Raw genomic sequence first — 25,797 nt, 5'->3', positions numbered from 1 at the left:
TTTCAAAAAGGAGAAGATAAACATGTCAAAGAAGACCATTTACTTTTTATGCACTGGAAACTCTTGCCGCAGCCAAATGGCTGAAGGATGGGGGAAAAAATACCTTGGAGACAAGTGGAACGTGTACAGCGCGGGAATCGAAGCTCATGGGTTAAATCCTAATGCTGTCAAAGCGATGACAGAAGCAGGAATCGATATTTCCAATCAAACCTCAGATATGATAGACCTGAACATTTTAAACAATGCTGATTTGGTTGTGACTCTCTGCGGTGATGCAGCTGATAAATGCCCAGTGACGCCTTCACATGTCAAACGTGAGCATTGGGGATTTGATGATCCGGCAAAAGCGCAAGGAACGGACGAAGAAAAATGGGCGTTTTTCCAAAGAGTGCGTGATGAAATTGGAGACCGCTTAAAACAGTTTGCTGAAACTGGGAAATAGATATGCACAGTGTGTAATGAAAAACAGGTGTCTGCGAGCTGAATGCAGACACCTGTTTTTGTTTAACTTGTCCATGATCCATGAGTTGTCCGCTTAAAAGGGAAGGTATTTAGCTTGTGACAGAGGAAAATTGATTTTGTGAACAGAATCATGAAGAAGACGCTGTTTTAAAGGAGTTGTCAGTTTGCAGAAGGTAACAAAAGAAACATATAAAGGCTTAAAAACATGGTTTCATGAAAAAAATTGCCCAACATTTGTCTATTCAATAGTAGAACAAACCATTTCGGGAGTTGTTTATGTGGATGAACACACCTTCCCTAAATCATTTTTGATAGAGACTAAATCAGGAATTTACTTTATTGCGGGAGAAGAGGGGAATCAAGATTTCAATGATTTCGTTGCTGAATATTATGAAAAACAAGTGAAATCAACAAAAAGATTTACCTTGTTTAGTTCTAGCGATACATGGGACAGAGTCATGAAAACAATCCTAAAAGACGAATTGAATCACATGAAAAGAGTCGCATTTTCTTTTCAGCAAAAACCGTCTATATCGGAATTACAACTTCCAAAGGGGTTTGTATTAAAAAGGATAGACGAAGACATTATCTCAAACAGCACGGAATTTAACAAAACATATTATGAGGACTATTGGGATTCTGTTTCGCAATTTTCTTCAAAAGGTTTCGGATTTGCCGTATTACATGGCGGTCAAGTTGTTAGTGAGTGTACATCTATCTTTTTAGGACATAATCGTGCAGAAATGGATATCTATACACTTGAAGAATACAGAGGCAAGGGTTTAGCTTATTATGTGGGAAGTGAGTTTATCGATTTTTGTCTAAAAAATGGAATGGTGCCTAGTTGGGATTGTGATGTTAACAACAAATCTTCCTTTAGATTAGCAGCTAAACTAGGCTTTAAGGCCATGACCGAATACTCCCTTTTCTATACTGGAAAATCGTAAAACATTGATTCAAAAAAAGAGAGAAGAGATAAGCACTCTTCTCTACCTGGGTCAGCGGTTAAGAAACTATTTTAAGATTCCAGATGCCATTGCCGGCGAAGTGTTTTCGATAAGTTCTTTCTTGTTTCATCAGTGACAACATGATACCAGATGCGATCTATTTTTTGTCATCTCCTTTTATTTCGAGCTGTTTTACGTTTTGAACGGCTTTTAATCACTTTATTTGTGTCTAAGAGCGTTTTCGTGCCATTTCATTTGATTTGGGTTTAAATAGGTGAAACACACCCCGCCGACTGTAACTGCCCCGCCTAGCAGTGAAATAAACGCGGGTATTTCGCCAATCCACATCCAAGAAATGAGCAAGGTTAAAGCTCTTGGCAGAATCTATGGTCAGGAAAAAGGGAATGAGGTTCGCTTATCATATGCTTATGCATCTCTTGAAGACCTTCAAAAGGGGATTTGTGAATTGGGTTTGATGATTAAGGAGTTGGCAAGCGGGTAACTCTATATTTTTAAAACGGTAAAAGGTTCATGTTACTTCTCTTTTAATCCAAAATGATACTTAAAATAAATAAGCGGACACCATTTGGAAGGATTGATATGGGTTTCGTTCAATAAAATACTTTCCTCGGTATGAAAATGTAATTGATTGCGCCTAAAGCCAAAGTCGAATCTTTAAAAGATTAAAAGAAAAAAAGTAATTTGCATTTGCTCATACCTGCTGCGACTATCTGGCAGGTATGGGCGCGCAAATCACTTTATTTTGAAGCTGCTTGATTCCCCATTGCAATAGAGATGCGATTCCAGCTGTTTATCTGATTGATGATAAGAACAAGGTCAACATATTGCTTTTCATCATAATGTTCCCGCACTCGATGATATAGCTCTTCAGGAACCCTTTTAGATGGAATGAGTGTGATATGTTCAGATAGTTCGAGCGCTGCTTTCTCTTCAGGTGAATAAAAATCACATTCATTCCAAGCGTGTAAACAGTAAATCCGCTGTTCCGTTTCGCCCATTTTTCGAGCATCCGAAGTATGCATATCTATGCAGAAAGCACAGCCGTTTAGTTGAGAAACTCTGATTTTGATTAGTTCTCTCGTCGTGCGGTTAATTGAAGATTGTTTCGTGTATTTCTCCATATCCATCATGACTTTCATACCTTCAGGTGCAACCTCATAATAAGACACTCTTTGACTCATAAGGCAAGACTCCTTTTCTTAAGATACTTAAATTGTATTCCGATACAGATAATTTTACCAATGCGACAGTATTCTTTCTAAGCAGTATGTGTGAAACAGAGAATAATTTAAATTGGATGAAGTTAAGCAAAAAAGCTTTAGCTATCATTAAAAGTCATAGCATTGGTTTTCATCTTTCCAGGCTGGCTAACACTTTGGCTTGCTGTATTGAGTGATACAGGGGCCGCTTTGATTGTGATTTTAAATGCGCTAAGGTTGCTGAATGATAAAGAGCAGACATCAAGAAATCATTTGATGATCGCCATATCGCATATGTTATGTGGTATGGCTGTTTTTTTACATCTAAACTGTCAATTTCTCTTTCTTTCACAAGCTAATTTGATTTTACATTGTGGTAAGATTTAGAAGATAAAGTCGTGAGAAAAAGGAGAAGTCAATTTGGTGCAATCACTCATTTTCGATATGGATGGAACGTTGTTTCAAACGGATACAATTTTAGAATTATCATTAGATGATGCTTTCGGTTATTTAAGGTCACTTGGCCAATGGGATACAGCGACCCCTATTGAGAAATACAGGGAGATCATGGGCGTTCCTTTGCCTAAAGTGTGGAAGACGTTGTTGCCGCATCACTCCAATGAAATAAGAGAAAGGATAGATGCTTATTTTTTAGAAAGGTTAATAGCTCATATCAACCAAGGGAAAGGCGCATTATACCCTCACGTTCAAGAGATTTTCAGTTATTTGAAAGACAACCACTATTCAATTTTTATAGCAAGCAATGGCTTAAGCGACTATCTAAAAGCCATTGTGAGTTTTTATCAGTTGGACTGGTGGGTGACTGAAACGTTCAGCATTGAACAAATACATTCGCTGAATAAAGGTGATTTAGTAAACGCTATCCTGAAAAAATACGGCATTCAACATACGGCAGTTGTCGGAGACCGCCTATCTGACATAAACGCGGCTAAAGACAATGGTTTGATGGCAATCGGATGTCATTTTGATTTTGCGCAGGAAGAGGAACTTGCTCAAGCCGACGTTGTCATACATGATTTAATTGAACTGAAAACATTGCTGCCAGAGCTGAAAAAAGGAGATGTAGTTTTATTCAGCCGTCAAATGTAAAGGAAAGAGAACAACAAACGTCTCTTTCCTTTCAGTATGACTTTCTTTCCGAACATTAAAACCGCAGCCCAAATGTATGAATCACGAAAATAACAATAGGCGGAATCAACAGGGACGGCAGCAGGTTTAGCGTTTTAAACTTCTTAATGCCCAGAATGCTTAACCCTGAACTGAGGATGAGGATGCCTCCTACAATTGTGATTTCGTTGATAAGGTCTGTATTAAGCGCACTCTCCATGACTTTAGCAAATAAATAGATGGAGCCCTGCCAGGCAAATAGCACAATGGCAGCCGCTGCGATTCCAAAACCAAAAGTCGAAGCGAGCACAATGGAGGTAATCCCATCTAATATTCCGTTTGTCAGGAGGTATGTATAATCTCCATGCAACCCGGCTTCAACAGGGCCTAATATGGAGAGTGAACCGAAACAAAATAATAAGATCGCCGTTGATAAACCTTCAGCTAAATTGCTTTTAGAGAATCTGTTCACCAGCTTGTTGAATCGCAATTCAAGGTTGATAACTTGGCCAAGCAATCCCCCAATGGCTAAACTGACGATAAAAAGAATGGGGTATTTACTTTCAGGCAAATGCTGCGTAATCGCGTTGATCCCCAGCGCAACTGCTGCAAACCCCATTGCCTGCATCAAGATATTCTGATACTCGTCTTTAATGCCTTTCTTACATATCCCACCGATCACACTTCCGGCAATAATCATAACGGTGTTAAAAATGGTTCCTAACATAAGCTTTCTCCTCCAATAATGATTCCTGCATAAAAAAATAAACCCTCAAGTTAGTAGAGAGTCAAGAGAGGTTAAAAACATATTCATGAAATCATTTTGATGGGCAGCAGGATTTCAGTCACATAATTGTCTAGATGATTTGTTATTCCATAATCAATGAGTGTGATTTCAATTGAGTCTCCTGCTATTTCATAGTGATGCTCGTTCATATATGCCACTAACTGTTTGTAATAGGGTTCGGCTTCGGGATGTGACCCTTTAAATCGGATTTGCAGATATTCTCTGGAAGGAAAAATGATTTCGGATGAAGTTTCTTCATTTTCATCTTCAAGAATCATGAATATGCTGGAATATTTGTCGAACTGATGTGCTTTTACATTTGCTGCTGAAATGGATAAACCGATCTTGCCTATAAAAATTTCCTTGTTGGCACTCAGGCGGGTTCTCAATTCCGCTAACGAATGCTCGATATCATGGCCGAGAATATATTCATGCTGTAAATAAGCCACACGCAATGCGGGAAGTTGTATTTTTGTAATGTGACCTAACGGCGTGTGAACAGCATCTTCTATTTGCATGATGCGGCGGGAGATCTTTTTTTCTATGCATTCCAATTCTCTCTTTTTGCGTTCAATTTCAGTTTGCTGGCTTTTCAGTAAATGAAGCAGAGTATTTGTGTTTTGAGAATGAAAAAAATCAAGAAGTTTATGGATTGGCAGGCCTAATGCCCTCAAATACTTGATGGTGTCCAGCCGCTCAAACTGTTGGGTAGAATAATATCTATAGTTTGTTTGCTCATCTTTATGCTCCGGTTTCAAAAGACCGATTTCATCATAATACCTGAGCGCAGAGATTTTTACATTGAATAACTTTGAAACTTCTCCAATCGAAAAAAACTCCTTCATTTTAACAACCTTTCTGTTCATTGGATTGTATACATGTACATTATATAGTACGGCGGGGGCTATACGTAAAGTTTGCGGCGTCAGGCAATGAAGAAAGCTCCTCTATGAAAAGAAACTTTCAGCGTGTCGACAAACCGTCGCATTCGTTGTCGGTCCTGCGCGTTGGTGCTCCCGTGAAAAAAGATCAGCGGCTAAAAGCTAGAGAGCGTCCTGCTCAAACGCCCCTGTCACCGCATCCTGCGGAAGTCTGCTCCAATGCTCGCCCTACCTAGACTTAAAGGGTTTTCAATCACGCTAAAAAGATGACAAAGTCATAAAAGGAAAACCGTTTTATGACTTTGAACAATCTAAAGCTTCTCTATGAAAGAAGTTTTTCTATTCTTCAAAATAAGGATTCACATGGATGAGCACTTCTTCCACATCTGGAAACTGCCTTTTGATTTCATTTCGGATGTCGCGGGCAATATCGTGTCCCTGCTTAATTGTCAAATCATGATCTAAAGATAATCGGACATCAAGCAATTTATAGTGGCCATGTTCTCTCGCACGGATTCTATCGATTCGTTTTACTTGATCACATTGAAAAATAACCGCTTTGTATTCCGCTATCAGCTTAGGATCAACGCTTTTCTCCATGAGAATATCAACAGACGGCCTGATTAATTCCATTGAAATTTTGAAAATAAGGTAAGCCACGATGGCACTGGCAATAGCATCGGCGTACAACAGATAGGTCCATCCGCGGGTGTTTCCGATAATCGCCAATAGAACACCGATAAAAGCGGCGAGAGAGGCAACGATATCACCTTTATGATCGTATGCGATCGCGATAATCGCTTTACTGTTCCATTTTTCCCCCTGCTTGATGGAATAACGATATAAGATCTGCTTGGCTGCGTACGAAATCAGGGCTGCAAACAATGCGCTGTATTGTGGAACGCTTGGCCCTTCAACAAAGGACAGAACCGCTTCTATTAGAATATAAACGGATACGATCAGTAAGATGATGCCTACAATCGCCTCACTGATGACTTCAGCTTTCCCATGGCCAAATGGATGATCCTGGTCGGGCGGTTTGTTGGAAATGCCGATCACTGCCAGGACAGCAATCGAAGCAACGACATCCGCTGCGGAATGTATACCGTCTGCAAAAACGGCTTCACTATCGCCTATAAGGCCAAAGAAGATCTTTCCGGCCATTAAAATCAGGTTGGCTATTAATGCGATCAAAGCAACTTTTTTGCTTATTTGTTCTCTTTCACTTGCCATTTTTTCCTCCCGTAAAACTGCACAAAAAATACGAATGCTTCTTATTCACTCTCCGCACCCTTTCTTGTGAAATCACTTTGCTTATCATACCAATTGAATTTCGAGTGGGTCTATAGCAACGTTGTTTCCTATTTACTAATAAATAAGGCGGCAGAAAAAAAGTTGGCGCAAGGCTAAAAGAACACACAGCAGACAAAGAGTGAAAAATCTCACCTGATTTTTTAGCACCTATTGACATTAAAAGATATGTATTTTATTATTATCTCATATTCAAGATATTTTAATTCGAGATAAATGTTGCTGAACATAGAAAAGCAATCTCAAAGATTGTTGGTTTTTTTGAATCACAATGAATGAATTTTTTATAATGTAATATCTCGAATTCGAGATAAAAGGGGTGTAATAAATGGCTGAATTTACACAGTTAGTGAATGAAAGACGATCTGCAAGCAACTTCCTTCCAGATCGTCCCATCACGAAAGATGAACTTAACGAGATGTTTGAATTGGTGGCGTTGGCTCCATCAGCTTTTAATTTGCAGCACACAAAATATGTAACGGTTCTGGATCCGGATGTAAAAGAAAAGCTGAAGCAGGCCGCAAACGGCCAATATAAAGTGTTTAGCTCATCTGCGGTTCTTTTGGTATTAGGGGATAAGCAGGCATATCAGCAGGCGGCGGACATCTATGAAGGGTTAAAAGTGCTTGGGGTATTAAATAAACAAGAGTATGATCACATGGTTCAAGACACTGTTTCATTTTATGAAAACAGGGGAGAACCATTTATGAGAGATGAAGCGATAAGGAATGCTTCGCTTTCCGCGATGGTGTTTATGCTGACTGCTAAGGAAAAAGGCTGGGATACCTGTCCTATGATTGGGTTTGATACTGAAGCCGTGAAACAGATTTTAAACATAGATGACCAATTTGAGATTGTCATGATGATTACAATTGGAAAAGAAAAAACAGAGAGCAGAAGACCGCGCGGCTACAGGAAGCCTGTGAATGAGTTTGTTGAGTACATCTAAATAACGTGTAAAGGAGCGGATAAAAATGGCGAAAAAAACGATGGGAATCCATCATATTACAGCAATTGTCGGACACCCTCAAGAGAACACAGATTTTTACGCAGGCGTTCTGGGGCTTCGATTGGTTAAGCAAACGGTCAATTTTGATGATCCAGGTACGTACCATCTTTATTTTGGAAATGAAGGCGGGAAGCCGGGAACCATCATCACCTTCTTTCCGTGGGCGGGAGCCCGCCAAGGCATCATTGGAGACGGGCAAGTTGGCGTAACTTCTTATGCGGTGCCGAAGGGAGCTATGGCTTTTTGGGAAAAGAGACTTGAAAAGTTCAACGTTCCCTGCACCAAAATCGAGCGTTTTGGAGAACAATATATAGAATTTGATGATCCGCACGGCCTTCATTTAGAGATTGTGGAAAGAGAAGAAGGAGAAGCCAATACGTGGACGTTCGGAGATGTAACACCTGATGTTGCCATTAAAGGCTTTGGCGGTGCAACCCTGTTATCAGCGCAGCCTGACAAAACCGCTGAACTATTAGAAAACATCATGGGGCTGGATCGGATCGGCAAGGAAGGAGACTTCGTTCGTTATCGATCTGCCGGGGATATCGGAAATGTGATTGACCTTAAAGTAACGCCAATTGGCCGCGGGCAATTGGGAGCCGGAACGGTGCATCATATCGCTTGGCGTGCTAGCGATGACGAAGATCAATTAGATTGGCACAGATATATTGCTTCTCACGGATACGGTGTGACGCCTGTCCAGGATAGAAACTATTTTAATGCGATTTACTTTAGAGAACACGGAGAAATCCTGTTTGAAATCGCAACGGATCCGCCGGGCTTTGCACATGATGAATCACCTGAAACAATGGGCGGAAAATTGATGCTGCCTGCGCAGTATGAACCGCACCGCACACAAATTGAACAAGGGCTGCTGCCGTTTGAAGTGAGAGAATTAGATTGATTGTAATAAATGCGGAAGCCTGAAGAAAAGAAGACACATATACTTAATAAATGATTGCTGGAACTGCTGGCGGTAAAAAAACAAGACTTGCTGCCTGTCAGCACAGCATGTGACATCAAAAACAAGGAGAGATAAAAATGGAAGATGCAGGACTGTTGCTTATTCGTATTATGATTGGTGTGGTATTTCTGTTTTATGGATCACAAAAATTATTCGGCTGGTTTGGAGGATACGGGATTAAAGGGACCGGCCAGTGGTTCGAGTCAATTGGGGTGAAACCAGGTAAGGCCGCGGCCGCTTTAACAGGTCTTGGGGAATTCGTAAGCGGAATTCTATTTATTTTAGGAGTATTCCTCCCGCTTGGAGCTGCTATCATCACGATCGTGATGTTAGGTGCCATCGTAAAAGTCCATGGAGCGAAAGGATTTGCGAACGGTGCCGGCGGTTTTGAATATAACGTGGTGCTGATTGCAGTCTCCATCGGGGTTGCGCTCATCGGTTCAGGGGCTTACGCGCTGCATTTTTAATATTCAAAGTATCTAAGAACAGTTACTGATAACCGGTAACTGTTCTTTTGTTTTGGGTTTTTCAAGAATAACTTGCTAAGCAAAAAAGCGGATAGACTAACTGTAAATGTGTATAGTGAATGATACGGATCGCTGAGCATAGTCATGAAAGACAGACCCATTTAAAGGAGTACATTGATGAAAGAGATGACAGAATTACATTCATTAGCTGCTATAGAACATTTCATTAAACAGCATCAATTCAGTTTTATCTATATATCAAGACCCGGCTGTACGGTATGCCACGCTGTTCTGCCGCAGCTCAGACTATTATTGGATCAGTTTCCGAAGATCGCATTGGGGCATATCAATGCTGACGAAGTAGAAGAGGTTGCCGGCAGATTTTCAGTTTTCACCGTTCCTGTGCTTCTTTTGTTCGTTGATGGGACTGAGTTCCTGAGAGAAGCCCGTTTCGTTCATTTTGAACAGCTCGAAGAAAGGCTGAAAAGGGTTTATCAGTTATATGAAAATGAATAAAGTTTACACTTATCAAATGACAAGCCCCCTTTTAGGGGGTTTTGTTTTCTTGAAAATGGCATAACGCCAGGCCATCCCCCTTGCTTAAAGTTGGACATCATTTTTATGACATCAAAAACCCATTTCATCGGTGAGGGGATGGCTGTTTCACAAGTAAAGAAATAATACATGGCAAAATCCTTGAATAAGTTGGGGGGGTTGGGGTTCATTGACATAAAATCCAACAGTATGAAATAATACTCTTGAATAACATTACTTTTGAGTATCTTTTTATGGAGGATGATCCCAGTGAAAAGCAAAAAAGGACGTAAAGGGGAAGAAAGCAGGAAACGATTACTCAAAGCTGCTGCTAATGAATTTGCGATTAAAGGATTTCATAAGACGAAGGTAAGTGACATTGTGAAAAGAGCCGGACTGACGCAGCCTTCCTTTTATTTGTACTTTCAAAGCAAAGAAGCCATCTTTGAGGAGTTAATCACCGATTTTCACTCACGGATCAGAACGCTGACAGAGTCATTGCTTCTGGACAACGGATTACATACGAAAGATGTCTCGAAAAGGGTGCTGTCAGCTGTGGAAACTGTTTTTCAATGTCTTGCTGAAGATAAGAATGTAACCAAGATTGGCGTTTTTCTGAATCCAGAAGCGAAACAAATGAAAAAAGACTTGGCGGCGGTTTTGAAAGAAAACCTAGAAGCAGAACAGCGGCTTGGCTATTTTGACTCCGAACTCGACATGGAAACGGTCGCTGAGTGTTTGATCGGCATGATCGTACATGTAACCGATTCATTTTTATTAACCGGAATGAAAGCTCCGGAAAACCTCGCCGCAGAGGTTGTAAATCTTTTTATATACGGGATGCTTCCGAAAGGGCGTGACGTAAAATGATAGCTATGATCATGAAGGTCAGTTTAGCAGTTTTTATGCTTGCGGGAGGCATTATAAAGGTGTTTCGCGTTCCCTTTCAAGTTGAGCATTGGAGGCATTATCAATATCCATTATGGTTTCTGACTGTTACTGGAATTCTTGAAATAGCCGGGGCACTTGCTATGACAGCGGGTATTTGGAATCGGCTTGGAGCGTTTGGGGCAGGCGCACTGTTTATCTTTCTCATGGCTGGAGCGGTGCATGCGCACATGATTCGAGCGCGCCAATCGGTTCTCATGACGATCCCCGCGATAATCTGTTTGGTTGTTTCGGTCATGATCGTTATGCGGGAATTCATGATGTAACAGTCTATTATGGTTGATTTGCAGGAGATTGATTTCTCTTAGCGAAAGAAAGAGAGTCAGAGGTTTAAACCGGCTGGTTGAATTTCTGCATCGTTATTCGACTGGCGTTGGCTGGACTTTTTTCATAAAGGAGGAATACAGAGTGGCGATTACTTTAGTAGACATGACTGCCGAAGAATTCGGGGCATTTCGCGGAATGTCCGTGCAAAATTATGCCAAACAAAACATAGAATCAGGTACTCGGACAGAAAAAGAGGCGCTTGAGAAATCAGAGCAGGCATATGAGAAAATGATCCCGAACGGACGAAACAGCAGCAATCATTATTTTTGGAACATCACAAATGAACAAGGAGAAAGGATCGGCTGGCTCTGGCTGTATGCTGATCCGCACCATCCGCAAAAGGAAGCGTTTATCTATTCATTTGGAATGTATGAGGCCTTCCGCGGAAAGGGGCTGGCGCAATTGGCGCTTCAAACGCTGGATGAAAGAGCAAGAAAGCTTGGCGCGGAAAGACTTGCTCTCCATGTGTTTGCGCACAACGAGACAGCCGTTCATCTCTATCAAAAGATGGGCTATGCCATGACCAATATACGTATGCGGAAACAGCTGAACTGATACCGCCGCTTACTTTAGCGGTTCTCCAAACACAATATGCCAATGTAAATGTTTAGAGTCCTGATAAGCGCCTAAGTTGGTGATGACACGGCATGCGCCTTTTTCTTCCGTCACCATGGAAGCGACCTCTTGAATGACACTCATTAATTCAAGGAGCAAGCCATGGTCTTGCTCTTCCAGAGTGATCAATGAGGAGATATGTTTCTTAGGAACAGCCACAATGTGGACTGGATAAAAGGGCTTTGTATGATAATAAGCCAATACGTTATCTGTCTCTATTACTTTATTCACCTTCGTATTCCCGCTAAAAACCTCATCACAGTAAAAGTCTTCAGTCATATGATCATCCCTCACTTTGTTTGATTCTTCTATAGTCATCCGCAATGTTCCTTCAATTATATTAGATGTAGAAGGACTCTTCATACCATTTTCGGTTCGTGTTGATGTTTGACAACGGTAAGATATCCTGGTGGCAGCCAGTCTTTTTGATGTAATGATTATTGAAATTGTCAGCATTCTATAGATATCCTCGCCTGTAACGACTAATAAACTTATTTTCAACCATTGAATTTCAATCTGACTAGTGTCAGTTTGCGATTGTAATAATCAAGTAATTACCAAATGTTATTTATAAGTTTATAGTTTACAACCTGACCATAGTCAGATAAAGTGAGTGTGATAGATCAAAAGAAAAGGAGAAGAAGCTGATGGATTTACATGCGGAAAAAATACATACTGCAAAAATATGGTCCATATCATTTATTTTTGTCACACTTTCAAATGCATTTTTATTTATGGTGTTTGAAATGTTATTGCCGACATTACCTTTGTTTGTTACGGCTATCGGGGGTGGGGCAAAGCAAGTTGGATTGGTTACAGGTATTTTTATGATATCTGCCATTGCCATACGCCCTTTTGCAGGGATTTTGGCTAAACGATTTAACAAAAAATATTTACTTATATGTGGGATTGTGATCAGTGCCTGCTCAACTGGTGCCTATTATCTTGCATCAGACGTAGGCGTCCTATTGCTCATTCGTTTAATACATGGAGCCGGTTTTGGGTTAGCAACCACTTATTTTGCGACGATCGCCGCGGAAATTATTCCGAAGGAGCGCCGGGGTGAGGGGATTGGATATTTTGGAGTAGGCGAAACGATTGCGGTTTCGGTTGGGCCGATGATTGGTATCGCGGCACTGGAGCTTTATGATTTTCAGAGACTTTTTTTAGGCGGGATGTCTGTTCTTTTACTGGCTGTGTTAATGGCTGTACTCGTTCGGAGGCGGCCTGAAGGAAAAGACACCGCTGAAAAGGGAATGGTAAAGGTCAAGGTGTTAGAAAGACGTGTGCTGTTTCCTTCGTTTCTCATATTGTTAGTCGGAATAGCTGCATCTGCGATCATGTCCTTTTTTTCACTCTATGCGATAGAAAAGGGTTTCCGAAGTGTCGGAATGTTTTTCTTTCTGATTGCGGCAGCCAGTTTTTTTATACGTCTTATCTCAGGGAAAACGTTTGACCGATTCGGAGCGGCCGCTATCCTTATCCCCGCTTCAATTTTCTCTTTAGCAGGGCTGTCAATACTGTATCTTGCCCAAACCGATGGCATGTTTTTTGCTGCGGCAATATGTTACGGGTTTGGATTTGGGTCTATATTTCCGGCTATCCAGACATGGTGTATCAACCTTGTTGAAGAGCATGAACATGAGGATGCCATGGGGACATTCTTTAATTTTTTTGATATGGGAATTGGCGGAGGCTCTTTATTACTAGGTGTTGTGGCAACGGTCTATTCTTATCAGGCGCTTTATATCGCTTCCATTTTGGTGTACCTGCTGTTTCTTTTATTATATATTTTATTTATCTGTTCCAAGAGAAAAGGAATAAAACATTAGGGGGAGGGCGGAACAGTGACCCGAGAACATATAAAACGCGAAGCCGTTCGCCAATTTAATCAGCTTGGGTATGAGGGAGTTAAAATGGCGCATATTGCCAAAGAATTGGGAATCCGGAAACAATCTCTGTCCTACCATTTTTCATCAAAAAAGGATCTGTTGACGGAAGTATATCCGGAGATTGTTGAAGAAGAAGTAGCGTTTATCAATGATTTTTTTGAATCCGGAAAGGATATGCCAGCCAAAAATTTAGTATATGATTTTTTAAAAGAAACCCAGGTGCGCTTTCATGCTATGCCCAATGTAGCCTTTTTGCAGGCGATGTCGTTTAAGGCTCCTGCTGAAGTAAGTGATTTTATTTCAGCCCAGTACCTGCTGTTTCTGCATGCTTTGAAAAGCCGAATTGCCCTTGTTTTTAAAGAATCGGGTATCACCTGTCCGCCCGAGAAGTGTGCGATTGCCTTTATCACTCTTTTTGACGGGCTGAACATTCAGCTGGTATATGAGAATAAACAATCATTTGAGAGATCTTTAGAGATTTCCTTCGAAATTTTTTGGCAAGGGCTGAAGGCAAAACCTTAAAAAATACCAAGGGTGAACAGCCCTTGGTATCCCTTACCGCTATTGATCAAGCTCTTTCATTCGTTTTGTAATGTCATTGAACGCCTGATCAAGCTCCTTGTATCCTTTATCATTCGGCGTCATCAAACTGAGCTTTCCCAGCACTTCTTGTCTTTCTGTCTCAAGCTTTAAACGAAGCTCCTCCCGCTCATTTCTTTCTGAAGGAGCGCCATGTAACTTCTTTTCGATGCCATCGTCCGAGATGACGAGTTTACAGTTTGTTGTTTTTTCGAGAAAGTAGCGGTCATGTGACACCGCCAGCAATGTGCCGCTGTAGTGTGACAGTGTATCTTCCAGCTGTTCGCGTGAGGGCAGGTCGAGATGGTTTGTCGGCTCATCTAACATCAGCACGTCTTTTTCCTCGAGAATATAAGCCATTAGTTTGACCTTTACACGTTCGCCCATACTCATATGTTTGATCGGCTCCGCCCATTGCGGAGCTGTAAAACCTAAGTGCTTCATTAGATTTTGAACGTGTCCTCTTGCTTCGTATGTTTCATGATCAAATACCTCTTCCGGTGTTTGTTCTAAAGGCAAGTCAAACACCTCCTGCGTTAGATAGCCGATGTTTGCAGACGGCGACACCCATACATGCCCCTCAGCCGTTTCCTTTCCCAGAATGATTTTCAGTAATGTTGTTTTTCCGCTGCCATTGGGGCCTATGATTGCAACCTTTTCGCCGTGCTGAATTGTAAAGTGTGCGTTTTTAAATAGGATTCTTTCTCCAAAAGCCTTCGTTACATGCTGAACTTCCAAAAAGCGTTTTCCTGTTTTTTTGGTTGTATCCATTGAAAAACGGACAGCATATTCCGGCTCAACGGGTTCCGCCTTTGCTTTTTCCAGCTCTTGTTCAAGCCGCTTGCGCTTGGATTTCATTTGGGCATCCGTACGCTTCGCTTTTACACGGTGATATTCTTTAAACCCTTCCTTTTTCGTCGATTGGGCGTGTGCTTTTTCCGACCATGTACTAAGCTCATTCATTTGGGCTTCAATCCGTTCAACCATTTTTTGCTGCTTCTCATATTCACGCTGCTGGGCGAGCCTTTGCTTTTCCCGGTGCTTCATATACCCAGAGTAATTTCCTTTGAATTCAATCAAGGTTTGAGCTTCGAGCGACCATATTTTTGTTGCGGTTTCGTCTAAAAAATAACGATCGTGAGAAACAAGAATCACAGTCCCTCTATAACTTTTCAGCTGTTGAATGAGGAATTGCAAGCTTTCTTCATCAAGGTGGTTTGTCGGTTCATCTAACAGTAAAAGGTCTGCATCCTCTGATAGTCCTTTCGCCAGCCGCGCTTTCAGTTTTTCGCCGCCGCTTAACTGTTGGAAATCACGGACGGGCACACGCCATTTCTTCAGTAATTTCTTTTCGGCGGGCGTCTGGTCCGCAAAGGAATACGACAAGGTTTCCTGTTCTACCAGCGTCATTTTTAAATCCTGCCGAAATCTTTGGATTTGCCCCTGTGCAGGGGCTAAGCCATTGTGAATGAGGTGCAGCAATGTTGATTTCCCAGCGCCATTTTTGCCGATCATCCCAATGATATCTCCTTGCTGTACACTGGCATTTACGTTTTTAAAAACAGTGAGGTTCCTCACTTCATAGCTGACATTTGTTAATGTGACGATCTCTTTCATTCATATCCCTCGCTTTAAAGGGAGAATCAAAAAATCCTCCCAAATGTGTTGGAAGGATTAGCCGCGCCGTTGCATGATCAAATAAGCTATTGTTCATCAATAGCCATGTCGTATATATAGAAAATGGGCAGACTAATCCTATTTTTTCTGATTTGAAATATTGATTTCAAACGTAAAAATAAGATTAGTTAATCATTGTCCACCCATCATCCCTTCTTGTTTGTTACACACACTATAGCATAACTTCACATGCGAAAGCGAAGGTCATTTGGTATATTTTTCATCAAAAAAACTCCTGCTCTCACTTTTGAGGCAGGAGACGCGAGTCTTATTGAAGTTTTGCTTTTCGCACTTTATAAATCACAATCAGCAAAATAAACCAAACCGGCGTAACAAATAAGGAAATCCGAGTGTCTTGAGCTAATGCTAAAACAACAATGATAAACGCCAGGAACGCAAGAATCAGGTAATTTGCAAATGGATAAAGCGGAAGCTTAAACTTGTTTGTTTTCGCTAATTCAGGTCTTGTTTTTCGGTATTTCATATGGCAGATGACCGTAATGCCCCAAATATAGATAAAGCAGACGGTTGAAATGCTTGTGATCAAGGTGAATACGCCTTCTGGCATGATGTAGTTTAGCGTGACACCGATTAAAATCACGATACCTGAAAAGAACAACGCATTTCTAGGTACTTTACGCGGAGTCAGTTTCGCCATTGATTCCGGCGCGTTGCTATCTTTCGCCAGGGAATACATCATGCGGCTTGTACTGAACACAGCGCTGTTGCATGCAGAAGCAGCGGATGTCAAAACAACAAAGTTGATAATACTTGCTGCCGCTACGATGCCAACCGCGACAAATACTTGTACGAATGGGCTTTCGCTTGGATTGATGACATTCCAAGGATAGATGCTCATAATCACAAGAAGAGCACCGATATAGAAAAGCAACACCCGGATTGGGATATTGTTAATCGCCTTAGGAATGACTTTTTCAGGGTTCTCTGTTTCACCAGCTGTAAGTCCGACCAGCTCAATGCCGACAAAGGCAAACACAACCATCTGGAACGAGAGGATAAACCCGTGCATTCCATTCGGGAACATGCCTCCATGGCTCCAGAGATTTGTGAAGCTGGAGGCCCCTGAGCTAGTGGGAAAGCCTTTGAAGATCATCACAAGACCAATGGCGATCAGCGCCAAAATGGCAATGACTTTAATTAACGCAAACCAAAATTCTAATTCTCCAAAAAGCTTGACGGTTGCCAGGTTCATAATCAATAAAACAATCAGAGCGATCAAGCCGGGCACCCATTGCGGGACACCGGGGAGCCAATATTGAGTGTAAAGCCCGACGGCTGTCAAATCAGCCATCGCGATGGAAATCCAGCAGAACCAGTATGTCCAGCCGGTGATAAAGGCTGCCATATCGCCTAGATAGTCTTGTACAAAATCAACAAAAGAGTGATAGTTCAAATTCGATAACAGCAGTTCACCGAGAGATCTCATAATTAAAAAACAAATGATCCCTGTGATCAAGTAGGCGAATAAAATCGAAGGGCCGGCAAAATGAATCGATTTTCCTGAGCCGAGAAATAACCCCGTCCCAATCGCCCCGCCGATGGCGATGAGCTGGATGTGCCTGTTTTTCAGGCCCCTCTGCAAGTTTTGCTGATTTATATTGTTTTTCGTCATATCGTCTGTCACTTTGTATGTTCCTCCATTGAAAATTGTTTTGAGCCAGCAATACGTTTTTAATGATTATTATAACACTAAAATTTCTAACTTTTTTACTATAAAGGTAAATGAAAAGAAATTTTAATGTTTTTTGAAAAATCCATTTGAAAAAAGCGGTTCTATTTTGGGAGCCGCAGTCTATTTATGCCATGTCTGTATTTTTCATATACAGGTAGAGCCCATAATCTGTCGGAGCAGATGAGTATCCTGCCTGCCGCAGCATTGCTGTGATATTTCCGCGGTGGTATGTCCCGTGATTGACTACGTGGGGAACCAGCTCAGCAACAGTCGTTTGCATGATTCCGCCTGAGGGGTTTTGAATCTGGAGAGGTTTATCGATCTGTAAGTTTTGCTGTAAACATAAGGTGTAGCGCTCGGCTAACTTCAAAAACTGGGCTTCCATCTCCTCTATTTCTTTTGTCTCTGTCTGGTCCTTGAGCTGTTCAGCCAATGCCAGAGCATCGTTCATGCTTTTGCCGGAAAATACTTCAATCCAGCCGAGATCAGAGAGGTAAACATGAGATAAGACATGGGATATAGACGGAAACACACTTTGAATGTCTAGGCGGTAGACCTCTTTTGGAAGCTCTTTTAACCGATTGAATATTTGCTGATTGGCCCATACGTTATATTCATAAAAATGCAGTGAGAAATCTGACATGTCGGTATTCTCCTTTCGGGTTTATACCTCCATTGTATAACGAACGAGCGTTTCTTGTGGAGTGTTCATGAATAAAATAGGTTGACAGACATAGTTTAGAGGAATAAACTAATTGACATTGATCATATAGTTTAGAGGGGTAAACTAATTAGAGGAGGGGAAGATGTTGAATGAACAAAAGTTATGTCAGGCGATAAACCTGTTTGTGGAAGTATTACTCGAGGGGACAGAGTTTGTGCATCGTGAAATCAATCAGGATGTCTTCAAACATATCTCAAGAGAACAGGCCGACCTGTTAAAAATTTTAAAAGTTAAAGGACCAACCTCTCCCGGCAGCCTGGCTATGTATCAAAATGTACATAAGAGCGCGATTTCGAACAGATTGAAAAAGCTGCTTGAAAAAGGATTGGTTGAATGGGATGACTGTCCGGCAAATCGTGATAAGCGCTCTAAGCTTATTCACATCACATCCAGCGGTGAAGACATACTAGATGAATTAGATTCAGCCATTTTTAACGCTCTTAAAGAGCTAATCGATGATATAGATGAGGAACACTTAAACTCTATCATAGAGATATTCACCATTCTAAAAAGCAAATTTAAAGGAGGAGATCCCGCCGAATGAGAGCAATCATCAAATTCAAGTGGGCTATTGCAGCCGTTATATTAGCACTAACCGTGATACTGAGTTTGTTTTCTCCGAACGTCACGGAGCTTGCCAATCAAAAGGGGCAGGCACAGCTTCCCGCTGATGCTGTTTCAGAAAAAGCGAATGCCATTTTAAAACAAGCGGGAGAAGACAATAATTCGATCAGTATGGTCTTGACATTAGACCACGCTTTGAAAAAAGACACAGAGGATCAGCTCCGGACAATGATTGATAAAATCAAAAAAATTGACGGGGTAGAAGATGTTACGTCTCCTTTGACGGCGGAAAAAGAAGTCAAAGACCAATTGATCTCGCAAGACAAGAAAACCGTCCTCATTCCTGTCACGATTACAGGTTCTGATAAAAAGGCGGAAAAAATCGCGGATGACATGTATAAAGTCGTTCCTGATGATGTAACCGCATATATAACAGGAGCTTCTCTTATCAATCAGGACTTCGCTCACAGTTCAGAGGAAGGGCTCAAGAAAACGGAAGTGATCACAGTCTGCTTGATCATCGGTTTATTGCTGATTGTGTTCCGCTCTGTTGTGACGCCTTTTATCCCGATTGTGGTTGTCGGGTTCTCTTATCTCATCAGTCAATCCATTTTGGGCATTCTCGTGTACAATGTTGATTTTTCTATCTCGACGTTTACACAGACTTTCCTAGTCGCCATCCTGTTCGGTATCGGAACAGATTACTGCATTCTGCTTCTGACCCGATTCCGTGAAGAATTGGCAAATGGATATGACAAAAAAGAAGCCGCCCTTATCGCTTACCGTACAGGAGGAAAAACCTTATTTATCAGCGGTTTTGCTGTATTAATCGGGTTTTCTGCCTTAGGTTTTGCGAAATTTGCGATTTTCCAATCCGCAGTAGGAGTCGCAGTCGGTGTCGGAATTTTAATGATCATCCTCTACACACTGCTGCCATTATTTATGGTGACACTAGGCGAAAAGTTATTCTGGCCTTCTAAGAAAGTGCTGTCGCACAGCGACAATAAATTATGGGCGTTTCTTGGCAGACATTCGGTTGTGCGTCCGTTTCTGTTTATTGTCATCACGGTGATCATCACGCTTCCGTTCATCTTGGCCTATGATGACCAGATTTCATTCGATTCGACTGCGGAAATCAGCAGCGATTATCAATCAGTAAAAGCTCTTGAGGTTATCAAAGATGGATTCGGTGAAGGGAAAGCGTTCCCGATCAATGTTATCGTGAAAGGAGACAAAGAACTCACGACAGCTGATACAATCCCTTACCTTGGAAATGTCAGCAAAGCGATTGAGAAAGTCGATCATGTTGACTCTGTCATGACCATTACACAGCCGACCGGTGATACAATCAAAGATTTATATATTGATAAACAGCTAAACTCAGTTTCAGACGGTCTGGATAAGACGGCAAAAGGAATCACCGATGTCCAGAGCGGTTTAACGGATATAGAAAATGGATTGAATCAAATGGCTGGGCAAACCGGCTCTGCCTCAGATAGCAGCTCCGGCGGTTCACTAGGCGATGCGGCAGACGGATTGGGCAAAATCAATCAGCAGCTGCAGCTTGTGAGCAAACAGATTTCCCAAACCGGCAATACCGCACAGACCGTGCAGCAGCTTACGGCAATCAGCGGACAGCTTGGACAGATTCAAACCGGCCTTGAACAAGCGGACCAGCAGCTCTCAGGCCAGCAGGCACAAGCCGGAACGCTGACAGAAAGCCTGAAGAAGCTCGCTGGAGGCGTGAAGAGTGCAAATGACGGCCTGACGAAAATCTCTGACGGCATGTCAGCTGCCAGTGATATGTTAGAGAACATGGGCAAAAGCTCAAGCGTAAGAGATACAGGCATTTTTATTCCTGAGCAAGTCATGAAGGATAAAGGCTTTAAGAAGTCAATTGACCAATATTCCTTTGCGGATGGCAAAGGCGTGAAATTAAGCGTCGTCCTGGACTCTAATCCTTATTCAGAACAGGCCATTACAACAATCAATCAAATCAAAAAAGCCGTAGCAAACGAAGTTGACGGCACTCCTCTGGAGGATGCCCAGATCGTATACGGCGGAGTCACAAGTGTGAATGCGGATTTAAAAGAACTGTCCACAGCGGACTTCTCCAGAACAATGGTGATCATGATTATAGGCTTGTTTATTGTGTTAACCATTTTGTTCCGCTCGATGATCATGCCGATTTATATGATCGCGTCATTGCTGTTGACGTACTATACGTCGATATCCATAACAGAATTAATTTTTGTGAACGGCCTGGGAAATGCCGGCGTCAGCTGGGCAGTACCGTTCTTCAGCTTTGTCATCTTGATCGCGTTAGGCGTGGATTATTCGATCTTCTTGCTTGACCGCTTTAAGGAGGAGGTGCACCTTGGCATAGAGCAAGGTGTCATCAAGTCAATGAGCAAAATGGGGTCCGTCATTATTACAGCGGCCATTATATTGGCCGGCACGTTCGCGGCGATGATGCCCTCGGGCGTCAATACGCTGATGCAGGTGGCGAGTGTCATCATTATCGGGCTGCTGCTTTACGGCCTTGTCATTCTTCCGCTCTTTATGCCGGCAATCATCGTGACCTTTGGAGAAGGCAACTGGTGGCCGTTTAGAAGGAAGAAAATCAAAGAATAATAGAGAAAAGAGCCCAGAAATGAGTCTGGGCTCTTTGTTTTACTTCCATTCTGCAATTGTATCAATTGGCAGACGGTAGGAAGCATAGCCTTCGTCCGCTGCTTTTCCGATAGAAAGAAGCATGACCGGTACATACCGTTCTTTATCTAATCCGAACGTTTCCGCGATGTTTTCTTTATCGTAACCGCCGATCGGATTTGTATCATAGCCGTGCGCGCGTGCAGTCAGCATCAGCTGCATCGAAACGAGCCCTCCGTCAATCAGGATGGTTTCGCGGTTCACCTGCGCCGGAAGCTTTTCAAAATGAGCGGTCAGCGCGGCGATTTGTCTATCTTTGACCTCTTGAGGCATGTAACCGAGTTCCACCGCTTTTGAATAAATTTCTTCTAAGTAGTCTGCATTGTTCATGTCTGCAAATACAGCGATGACGGCAGATGATGTTGTGACTTGTGTTTGGTTAAAGCTTGCAAGCGGTGCGAGCTTTTCTTTTCCTTCCGGGCTGTCGATGACGAGAAAACGCCATGGCTGCGCGTTAACAGAAGATGGCGCAGTTGTTGCTTCCTCTAAGATTTCTTTCATCTCTTCTTTGCTGATTGTCACCGCTGGATCATAGTTGCGAATAGAACGGCGGCCTTTCATAATCTCCATAAAATCGTTTGTTTTGATCATGTGGATACACTCCTCTTAAGCTTCGATATTGTCTATGTTGTTACGCATGCGCGCCAGCACACCAATAAGCAGGCGGCGCTCGTCAGCACTTACATTTGCGAGCATTTCCTTCATGAAACGCTCCTTTTCTTTCTTAGAAGACTCGATCCGCTCTCTTCCCTGGGCTGTCAACCGAACAAGGGTGATGCGATTGTCCTCAGGCTTGCGCCGTCTTGAGACCATGCCTTTGGCTTCCAGCTGTTTCAGGTGTCTAGTGACGGCTGCGCTATCTATATTTACTTTCTTTTGAAGGTCGCTTTGACTGATCTCATCTGCATGATAAAGCAATGTCAGCAATTCCAAACGAGATTGGCTGATGCCCGTGCATGCCTCGAACTTCACGCCAATCACCTTGTTCACGCCTTGCAGCTGATATAAAATCTCGGCTTCCTCTGAACAAAATGATGCCAAAACCCATCCCTTCTTTCTTGTCAAACCTATTAATTGATATATCAATGATTGACACGTCAATTAATATACAATGATTGATTCCAACTTGCAAGCCATTTGCACATTTGAAAAACCTCCCTCGTTTATGAAGGGAGGTTTTGGTCATTCTTGCGGCTCAGGATAAAACATCAGCAGAAAAAAGCTGGCCGTTTTTTCAGAAGAATTGATGTAGCTGTGCGGGGTTGATCCTGTAAATTGCAAGGCATCTCCTGAAGCGAGCATGTGCTTTTGGTCTTGCAGTTTAACCGTTAATTCACCTTCTTTAATGAATAGATATTCTTCTCCTAAATGTGTTTTTGCTTCATGTATACATCCAGGTTTCAGATCAACAACATAAATTTCAAACTTTGTTTCAGGATTGTAGGGAAAAAAAGGGTAGACACTGTAGTTTTCTTCATTATCTGTAACAGGTTCAATATCCTTCAGATTGATTTTTTTCACTTTCGGCTTGTCTTCTTTCAGAAATATAGAAAAGGATACTTGAAGCCCGTTTGCGATCTTCCATAGCGTGGTGACAGTCGGGGTTGATTTCCCTTTTTCGATTTGTCCGAGCATCGCTTTGCTGACACCCGTTAATTCAGAAACTTGATCAAGAGTCAGTTTTCTGTTTTTTCTAAGTTTGACCAGATTCATTGCGATAATGGCTTGGATATCATCCATACATGTATCTCCTTACGTCCATATTCGCTTTCATTATAACATATAGAAATCTGTTATCACATTCTGTTGTCAGTTATAACATACAAGTGTATAATATATTAGACGAGGAGGGGACCAGAATGATATCTGAGAAAGAAATGGCTCATGCACAAACTGACGAGCCGACATTTCTGAAGGGGCTTCAAGATTGTATCCCGACGTTGATCGGTTACATCAGTGTAGGATTGGCACTCGGAATCGTGGGAGTTGCATCGCATTTGAGCGTGATGGAAATTGTGCTTATGTCGGGATTGGTTTTTGCGGGCGGCGCCCAGTTTATTATGTGTGCGTTGTTGGCGGCAAACAGCCCGATGTCCGCCATTATTTTGACCACGTTTATCGTGAATTTACGGAATTTTCTATTAAGCGCTGCGCTCGCTCCTCATTTTTCAAAGTATTCACTGGCGAAAAATGTAGGGATCGGCATGATGGTGACAGATGAGTCGTTCGGTGTGGCTTCCAATAAGATTGTCAAAAACGAGCCGATTAACGATCGCTGGATGTTCGGCTTAAACCTTACAGCATATGCGTGCTGGGTGCTGTCTTGTCTGGCGGGTGCTGTTTTTGGCAAATGGATAACCGACCCGGAATCATTCGGACTTGATTTCGCGGTGACGGCCATGTTTTTAGCGCTGCTGGTTCTTCAATTGGAGCATGTTGTGCCGGCGAAGCTCAAACATTATGTCTCTCTCATGATCTATATGGTGATCGCAATGGTTGTGTTTTCTTTCTTTATGCCGTCTCATCTTGCTGTCATCATATCAACGGTCATCGTAGCGACAATCGGGGTGGTGACGGATAAATGAGTATCAATACATACGTCTTGATGGTGATTATTGGCTGTGCGCTGGTGACGATGATTCCCCGTATCATTCCTTTTTTAGTTGTACGGAATATCACTTTGCCGGAGCCCGTGCTCAAATGGCTTTCCTATGTGCCGGTGTGTATATTGACAGCGCTGGTCGTAAAGGATTGTATGATTCAGTCTAATGGTACTGTGCAATTGAATTGGCCTGCAGCCGCCATCTTGATCCCGACCCTCTTGATTGCGATGAAAACGAAAAGCTTATCCATTACTGTGATCAGCGGTGTACTTCTTATGGCGGGATTGCGGTTATGGGCATAAAACAAGAGGATTGGCACTTACTTGATCAGGGCAGAAGACCCTGATTTTTTTGTCTTTCGTTCAAGCTTTAAGCGGCTTTCGCAGTTTGAAAGTTATGATACAATATACAAATGTTTCACAGCTTCAATCCATCGTTGGAGTTGACATCGATTTGACATAAGGGACTAGGGTGAAGGGAAGGTTTGATAACATGCTGCAAAATCCTACTGGAAAAGAACGCTTGGCATTGGCGTTGCTGCTCGGCATGCTTGCTATATTGGGCCCGCTTAACATAGATATGTATTTGCCGAGTTTTCCTGAAATCGCGGATGATTTATCAGCAAGTGCCTCACTTGTACAGTTAAGTTTAACAGCCTGTCTGGTCGGCCTTACCATCGGCCAGTTGATCGTCGGGCCGGTCAGTGACGCGCAGGGAAGACGAAAGCCGCTATTAATCTGTATTTTTTTATTTGCGTTATCTTCTCTGTTTTGTGCGCTGTCGCCCAACATTACAACACTAGTGGCTGCGCGCTTTTTACAAGGGTTCACCGCTTCCGCGGGACTTGTGCTGTCTCGCGCCATCGTCCGCGATGTGTTTACCGGAAGAGAGCTTTCTAAATTTTTCTCGCTGTTAATGGTTATTACAGCTGTTGCGCCAATGGTTGCGCCAATGACAGGCGGCGCCATTTTGCTTTTGCCATTTGCAACGTGGCATACAATTTTTCACGTGTTAACAATCATCGGGTTTTTACTTGTCTTGTTGATTGCGTTTCGATTAAAAGAAACGCTGCCGCCGGAAAAACGGATTCCAAGCTCAATCGGAACATCTGTTAAAACGATGGGCAGCCTGCTGAAGGATCGGTCCTTTATGGGGTATGCGTTAACGGTCGGATTTGTTCACGGGGGAAGCTTTGCATATGTGTCCGGTACGCCTTTTGTATACCAGGATATTTATGGAGTGTCGCCGCAGGTGTTTAGTATTCTGTTCGGCATTAACGGCCTGGCGATTATATCGGGCAGCTTTATCATCGGGCGTTTTGGCGGAATCATCCATGAAAAAAGCCTGCTTCGCATAGCGGTCATTACCGCTATGCTTGCGACGGCTGTGCTTTTGGCTATGACCATGATTCACGGCCCTCTCGCCACATTAGTCATATCCATTTTTATTTACATGATTACAATTGGCATGGTTCTGACCAGCACGTTTACGCTGGCTATGGAGAAGCAGGGGCACCGAGCCGGAAGCGCAAGTGCGCTGCTTGGCATGCTTCCGCTTCTCCTCGGATCGATCGTTTCCCCGCTTGTCGGCATTAATGAAACGACTGCCATTCCAATGGGAGCGATCATGTTTGTGACAGCGGTCATCGGTTCGCTGGCGTTTTTTGGATTAACGAAGGAGCGAGCGGAGAAAAGCTTATAAACAAANANANCANCGCGTGTGTGTAGTAGTAGTAGTAGTAGTAGTAGTACGT

At 42.5% G+C, this 25,797-nt stretch carries 28 protein-coding genes and 3 pseudogenes; 18 read left to right on the top strand and 13 right to left on the bottom strand.

Annotated elements, in window-relative coordinates:
- Positions 1-22 precede the first annotated feature (22 nt).
- Positions 23-442: an arsenate reductase (thioredoxin) gene (gene arsC / locus SC79_RS15045; protein WP_039075756.1), complete on the top strand. Its 420-nt coding sequence runs from the start codon at positions 23-25 to the stop codon at positions 440-442.
- 184 nt (positions 443-626) lie between these two features.
- Positions 627-1,409, top strand: a complete 783-nt coding sequence (locus SC79_RS15040) for a GNAT family N-acetyltransferase (RefSeq protein WP_039075755.1) — start codon at positions 627-629, stop codon at positions 1,407-1,409.
- A gap of 219 nt (positions 1,410-1,628) precedes the next feature.
- Here SC79_RS15040 and SC79_RS21160 read toward each other — a convergent pair.
- Positions 1,629-1,781 (bottom strand): annotated as a pseudogene (locus tag SC79_RS21160) (EamA family transporter); the annotation flags it as partial.
- A gap of 1 nt (position 1,782) precedes the next feature.
- Here SC79_RS21160 and SC79_RS21345 point away from each other — a divergent pair.
- Positions 1,783-1,911, top strand: a pseudogene (locus tag SC79_RS21345) (hypothetical protein); the annotation flags it as partial.
- Between the two features lie 32 nt (positions 1,912-1,943).
- On the opposite strand, the pseudogene SC79_RS20680 reads toward SC79_RS21345, so the two are convergent.
- Positions 1,944-2,054 (bottom strand): annotated as a pseudogene (locus SC79_RS20680) (flavin reductase family protein); the annotation flags it as partial.
- Between the two features lie 113 nt (positions 2,055-2,167).
- The gene (locus SC79_RS15030) at positions 2,168-2,611 is read right to left on the bottom strand and encodes a carboxymuconolactone decarboxylase family protein (RefSeq protein WP_039075753.1); all 444 of its coding nucleotides are present in this window, start codon (positions 2,609-2,611) and stop codon (positions 2,168-2,170) included.
- A 438-nt stretch (positions 2,612-3,049) separates the two neighbouring features.
- Here SC79_RS15030 and SC79_RS15025 point away from each other — a divergent pair, with 438 nt between their 5' ends.
- Positions 3,050-3,739, top strand: a complete 690-nt coding sequence (locus tag SC79_RS15025; protein ID WP_039075752.1) for an HAD-IA family hydrolase — start codon at positions 3,050-3,052, stop codon at positions 3,737-3,739.
- A 55-nt stretch (positions 3,740-3,794) separates the two neighbouring features.
- Here the strand turns inward: SC79_RS15025 and SC79_RS15020 are convergent, their stop codons facing one another.
- The 3 genes from SC79_RS15020 to mneP form a co-directional block, all read right to left on the bottom strand.
- Complete coding sequence (locus SC79_RS15020) at positions 3,795-4,484, bottom strand: DUF554 domain-containing protein (protein WP_039075751.1); 690 nt, start codon at positions 4,482-4,484, stop codon at positions 3,795-3,797.
- Positions 4,485-4,567: 83 nt separating this feature from the next.
- Positions 4,568-5,389: a MerR family transcriptional regulator gene (locus tag SC79_RS15015; protein ID WP_039075750.1), complete on the bottom strand. Its 822-nt coding sequence runs from the start codon at positions 5,387-5,389 to the stop codon at positions 4,568-4,570.
- A gap of 375 nt (positions 5,390-5,764) precedes the next feature.
- Complete coding sequence (mneP, locus tag SC79_RS15010) at positions 5,765-6,658, bottom strand: manganese transporter MneP (RefSeq protein ID WP_010331157.1); 894 nt, start codon at positions 6,656-6,658, stop codon at positions 5,765-5,767.
- A gap of 406 nt (positions 6,659-7,064) precedes the next feature.
- Here mneP and SC79_RS15005 point away from each other — a divergent pair, with 406 nt between their 5' ends.
- The 7 genes from SC79_RS15005 (at position 7,065) to SC79_RS14975 (ending at position 11,540) form a co-directional block, all read left to right on the top strand.
- Entirely contained in the window at positions 7,065-7,685 is a 621-nt protein-coding gene (locus SC79_RS15005) for a nitroreductase family protein (protein ID WP_039075749.1), read from the top strand.
- A gap of 25 nt (positions 7,686-7,710) precedes the next feature.
- The gene (locus SC79_RS15000; protein ID WP_039075748.1) at positions 7,711-8,649 is read left to right on the top strand and encodes a ring-cleaving dioxygenase; all 939 of its coding nucleotides are present in this window, start codon (positions 7,711-7,713) and stop codon (positions 8,647-8,649) included.
- Between the two features lie 137 nt (positions 8,650-8,786).
- Entirely contained in the window at positions 8,787-9,176 is a 390-nt protein-coding gene (locus tag SC79_RS14995; RefSeq protein ID WP_039075747.1) for a DoxX family protein, read from the top strand.
- Positions 9,177-9,353: 177 nt separating this feature from the next.
- Positions 9,354-9,692, top strand: a complete 339-nt coding sequence (locus tag SC79_RS14990; RefSeq protein WP_039075746.1) for a thioredoxin family protein — start codon at positions 9,354-9,356, stop codon at positions 9,690-9,692.
- Between the two features lie 279 nt (positions 9,693-9,971).
- Positions 9,972-10,580: a TetR/AcrR family transcriptional regulator gene (locus SC79_RS14985; RefSeq protein WP_039075745.1), complete on the top strand. Its 609-nt coding sequence runs from the start codon at positions 9,972-9,974 to the stop codon at positions 10,578-10,580.
- Positions 10,577-10,924, top strand: coding sequence for a DoxX family protein (locus SC79_RS14980; RefSeq protein ID WP_039075744.1), 348 nt, complete (start codon positions 10,577-10,579; stop codon positions 10,922-10,924). Before SC79_RS14985 ends, SC79_RS14980 begins: the two co-directional genes overlap by 4 nt.
- 142 nt (positions 10,925-11,066) lie before the next feature.
- Positions 11,067-11,540: a GNAT family N-acetyltransferase gene (locus SC79_RS14975; RefSeq protein WP_039075743.1), complete on the top strand. Its 474-nt coding sequence runs from the start codon at positions 11,067-11,069 to the stop codon at positions 11,538-11,540.
- A 9-nt stretch (positions 11,541-11,549) separates the two neighbouring features.
- Here the strand turns inward: SC79_RS14975 and SC79_RS14970 are convergent, their stop codons facing one another.
- Entirely contained in the window at positions 11,550-11,918 is a 369-nt protein-coding gene (locus SC79_RS14970) for an HIT domain-containing protein (RefSeq protein WP_052245614.1), read from the bottom strand.
- A gap of 329 nt (positions 11,919-12,247) precedes the next feature.
- Between SC79_RS14970 and SC79_RS14965 the strand changes: the two genes are divergently transcribed.
- A complete protein-coding gene (locus SC79_RS14965) occupies positions 12,248-13,432 on the top strand; it encodes an MFS transporter (RefSeq protein ID WP_039075742.1) in 1,185 nt (394 codons plus the stop codon).
- A 15-nt stretch (positions 13,433-13,447) separates the two neighbouring features.
- Positions 13,448-14,014: a TetR/AcrR family transcriptional regulator gene (locus SC79_RS14960; protein WP_039075741.1), complete on the top strand. Its 567-nt coding sequence runs from the start codon at positions 13,448-13,450 to the stop codon at positions 14,012-14,014.
- A 39-nt stretch (positions 14,015-14,053) separates the two neighbouring features.
- On the opposite strand, the gene abc-f is transcribed toward SC79_RS14960, so the two are convergent.
- The 3 genes from abc-f to dinB form a co-directional block, all read right to left on the bottom strand.
- Positions 14,054-15,688, bottom strand: coding sequence for a ribosomal protection-like ABC-F family protein (gene abc-f, locus SC79_RS14955; protein ID WP_039075740.1), 1,635 nt, complete (start codon positions 15,686-15,688; stop codon positions 14,054-14,056).
- Positions 15,689-16,016: 328 nt separating this feature from the next.
- Positions 16,017-17,393, bottom strand: coding sequence for an amino acid permease (locus SC79_RS14950; RefSeq protein WP_039075739.1), 1,377 nt, complete (start codon positions 17,391-17,393; stop codon positions 16,017-16,019).
- Between the two features lie 172 nt (positions 17,394-17,565).
- Positions 17,566-18,084, bottom strand: a complete 519-nt coding sequence (dinB, locus tag SC79_RS14945; RefSeq protein WP_039075738.1) for a damage-inducible protein DinB — start codon at positions 18,082-18,084, stop codon at positions 17,566-17,568.
- Positions 18,085-18,250: 166 nt separating this feature from the next.
- On the opposite strand from dinB, the gene SC79_RS14940 reads away from it, so the two are divergent.
- Both SC79_RS14940 and SC79_RS14935 read left to right on the top strand, forming a co-directional pair.
- Entirely contained in the window at positions 18,251-18,709 is a 459-nt protein-coding gene (locus SC79_RS14940) for a MarR family transcriptional regulator (protein WP_039076024.1), read from the top strand.
- Positions 18,706-21,363 (top strand): MMPL family transporter, encoded by a 2,658-nt coding sequence (locus tag SC79_RS14935; RefSeq protein ID WP_039075737.1) that lies wholly within the window; start codon positions 18,706-18,708, stop codon positions 21,361-21,363. Before SC79_RS14940 ends, SC79_RS14935 begins: the two co-directional genes overlap by 4 nt.
- Positions 21,364-21,402: 39 nt before the next feature.
- Here SC79_RS14935 and SC79_RS14930 read toward each other — a convergent pair whose 3' ends face one another.
- From SC79_RS14930 to SC79_RS14920, 3 genes are all read right to left on the bottom strand, one after another.
- Entirely contained in the window at positions 21,403-22,032 is a 630-nt protein-coding gene (locus SC79_RS14930; protein WP_039075736.1) for a nitroreductase family protein, read from the bottom strand.
- Positions 22,033-22,047: 15 nt separating this feature from the next.
- Positions 22,048-22,542: a MarR family transcriptional regulator gene (locus SC79_RS14925; RefSeq protein WP_082022745.1), complete on the bottom strand. Its 495-nt coding sequence runs from the start codon at positions 22,540-22,542 to the stop codon at positions 22,048-22,050.
- 81 nt (positions 22,543-22,623) lie between these two features.
- Positions 22,624-23,181, bottom strand: a complete 558-nt coding sequence (locus SC79_RS14920) for a helix-turn-helix domain-containing protein (RefSeq protein ID WP_039075734.1) — start codon at positions 23,179-23,181, stop codon at positions 22,624-22,626.
- A 119-nt stretch (positions 23,182-23,300) separates the two neighbouring features.
- On the opposite strand from SC79_RS14920, the gene SC79_RS14915 reads away from it, so the two are divergent.
- The 3 genes from SC79_RS14915 to SC79_RS14905 all read left to right on the top strand — a co-directional run bounded on the left by SC79_RS14915 (position 23,301) and on the right by SC79_RS14905 (position 25,745).
- Entirely contained in the window at positions 23,301-24,026 is a 726-nt protein-coding gene (locus SC79_RS14915; RefSeq protein ID WP_039075733.1) for an AzlC family ABC transporter permease, read from the top strand.
- Positions 24,023-24,346, top strand: a complete 324-nt coding sequence (locus tag SC79_RS14910; RefSeq protein WP_010331140.1) for an AzlD domain-containing protein — start codon at positions 24,023-24,025, stop codon at positions 24,344-24,346. The genes SC79_RS14915 and SC79_RS14910 overlap by 4 nt, the downstream gene beginning before the upstream one ends.
- A 190-nt stretch (positions 24,347-24,536) precedes the next feature.
- Positions 24,537-25,745 carry a Bcr/CflA family efflux MFS transporter gene (locus SC79_RS14905; protein ID WP_039075732.1) on the top strand — a complete coding sequence of 403 codons (1,209 nt, stop codon included), beginning with the start codon at positions 24,537-24,539 and terminating at the stop codon, positions 25,743-25,745.
- Positions 25,746-25,797 lie beyond the last annotated feature (52 nt).

This window comes from Bacillus sp. MSP13 (genome assembly GCF_000815295.1).
Taxonomy (GTDB): Bacteria; Bacillota; Bacilli; order Bacillales; family Bacillaceae; genus Bacillus; species Bacillus vallismortis.
This window is presented reverse-complemented; position numbering and strand designations above follow the sequence as displayed.

Bases quoted from the DNA above. Each gene is read 5' to 3' on its own strand.
- arsC (WP_039075756.1), top strand. From the start codon at position 23: ATGTCAAAGAAGACCATTTACTTTTTATGCACTGGAAACTCTTGCCGC.
- SC79_RS15030 (WP_039075753.1), bottom strand. From the start codon at position 2,611: ATGAGTCAAAGAGTGTCTTATTATGAGGTTGCACCTGAAGGTATGAAA.
- SC79_RS15020 (WP_039075751.1), bottom strand. From the start codon at position 4,484: ATGTTAGGAACCATTTTTAACACCGTTATGATTATTGCCGGAAGTGTG.
- SC79_RS15015 (WP_039075750.1), bottom strand. From the start codon at position 5,389: ATGAAGGAGTTTTTTTCGATTGGAGAAGTTTCAAAGTTATTCAATGTA.
- mneP (WP_010331157.1), bottom strand. From the start codon at position 6,658: ATGGCAAGTGAAAGAGAACAAATAAGCAAAAAAGTTGCTTTGATCGCA.
- SC79_RS15005 (WP_039075749.1), top strand. From the start codon at position 7,065: ATGGCTGAATTTACACAGTTAGTGAATGAAAGACGATCTGCAAGCAAC.
- SC79_RS15000 (WP_039075748.1), top strand. From the start codon at position 7,711: ATGGCGAAAAAAACGATGGGAATCCATCATATTACAGCAATTGTCGGA.
- SC79_RS14995 (WP_039075747.1), top strand. From the start codon at position 8,787: ATGGAAGATGCAGGACTGTTGCTTATTCGTATTATGATTGGTGTGGTA.
- SC79_RS14990 (WP_039075746.1), top strand. From the start codon at position 9,354: ATGAAAGAGATGACAGAATTACATTCATTAGCTGCTATAGAACATTTC.
- SC79_RS14985 (WP_039075745.1), top strand. From the start codon at position 9,972: ATGATCCCAGTGAAAAGCAAAAAAGGACGTAAAGGGGAAGAAAGCAGG.
- SC79_RS14980 (WP_039075744.1), top strand. From the start codon at position 10,577: ATGATAGCTATGATCATGAAGGTCAGTTTAGCAGTTTTTATGCTTGCG.
- SC79_RS14970 (WP_052245614.1), bottom strand. From the start codon at position 11,918: ATGACTATAGAAGAATCAAACAAAGTGAGGGATGATCATATGACTGAA.
- SC79_RS14965 (WP_039075742.1), top strand. From the start codon at position 12,248: ATGGATTTACATGCGGAAAAAATACATACTGCAAAAATATGGTCCATA.
- abc-f (WP_039075740.1), bottom strand. From the start codon at position 15,688: ATGAAAGAGATCGTCACATTAACAAATGTCAGCTATGAAGTGAGGAAC.
- dinB (WP_039075738.1), bottom strand. From the start codon at position 18,084: ATGTCAGATTTCTCACTGCATTTTTATGAATATAACGTATGGGCCAAT.
- SC79_RS14935 (WP_039075737.1), top strand. From the start codon at position 18,706: ATGAGAGCAATCATCAAATTCAAGTGGGCTATTGCAGCCGTTATATTA.
- SC79_RS14930 (WP_039075736.1), bottom strand. From the start codon at position 22,032: ATGATCAAAACAAACGATTTTATGGAGATTATGAAAGGCCGCCGTTCT.
- SC79_RS14920 (WP_039075734.1), bottom strand. From the start codon at position 23,181: ATGGATGATATCCAAGCCATTATCGCAATGAATCTGGTCAAACTTAGA.
- SC79_RS14915 (WP_039075733.1), top strand. From the start codon at position 23,301: ATGATATCTGAGAAAGAAATGGCTCATGCACAAACTGACGAGCCGACA.
- SC79_RS14910 (WP_010331140.1), top strand. From the start codon at position 24,023: ATGAGTATCAATACATACGTCTTGATGGTGATTATTGGCTGTGCGCTG.
- SC79_RS14905 (WP_039075732.1), top strand. From the start codon at position 24,537: ATGCTGCAAAATCCTACTGGAAAAGAACGCTTGGCATTGGCGTTGCTG.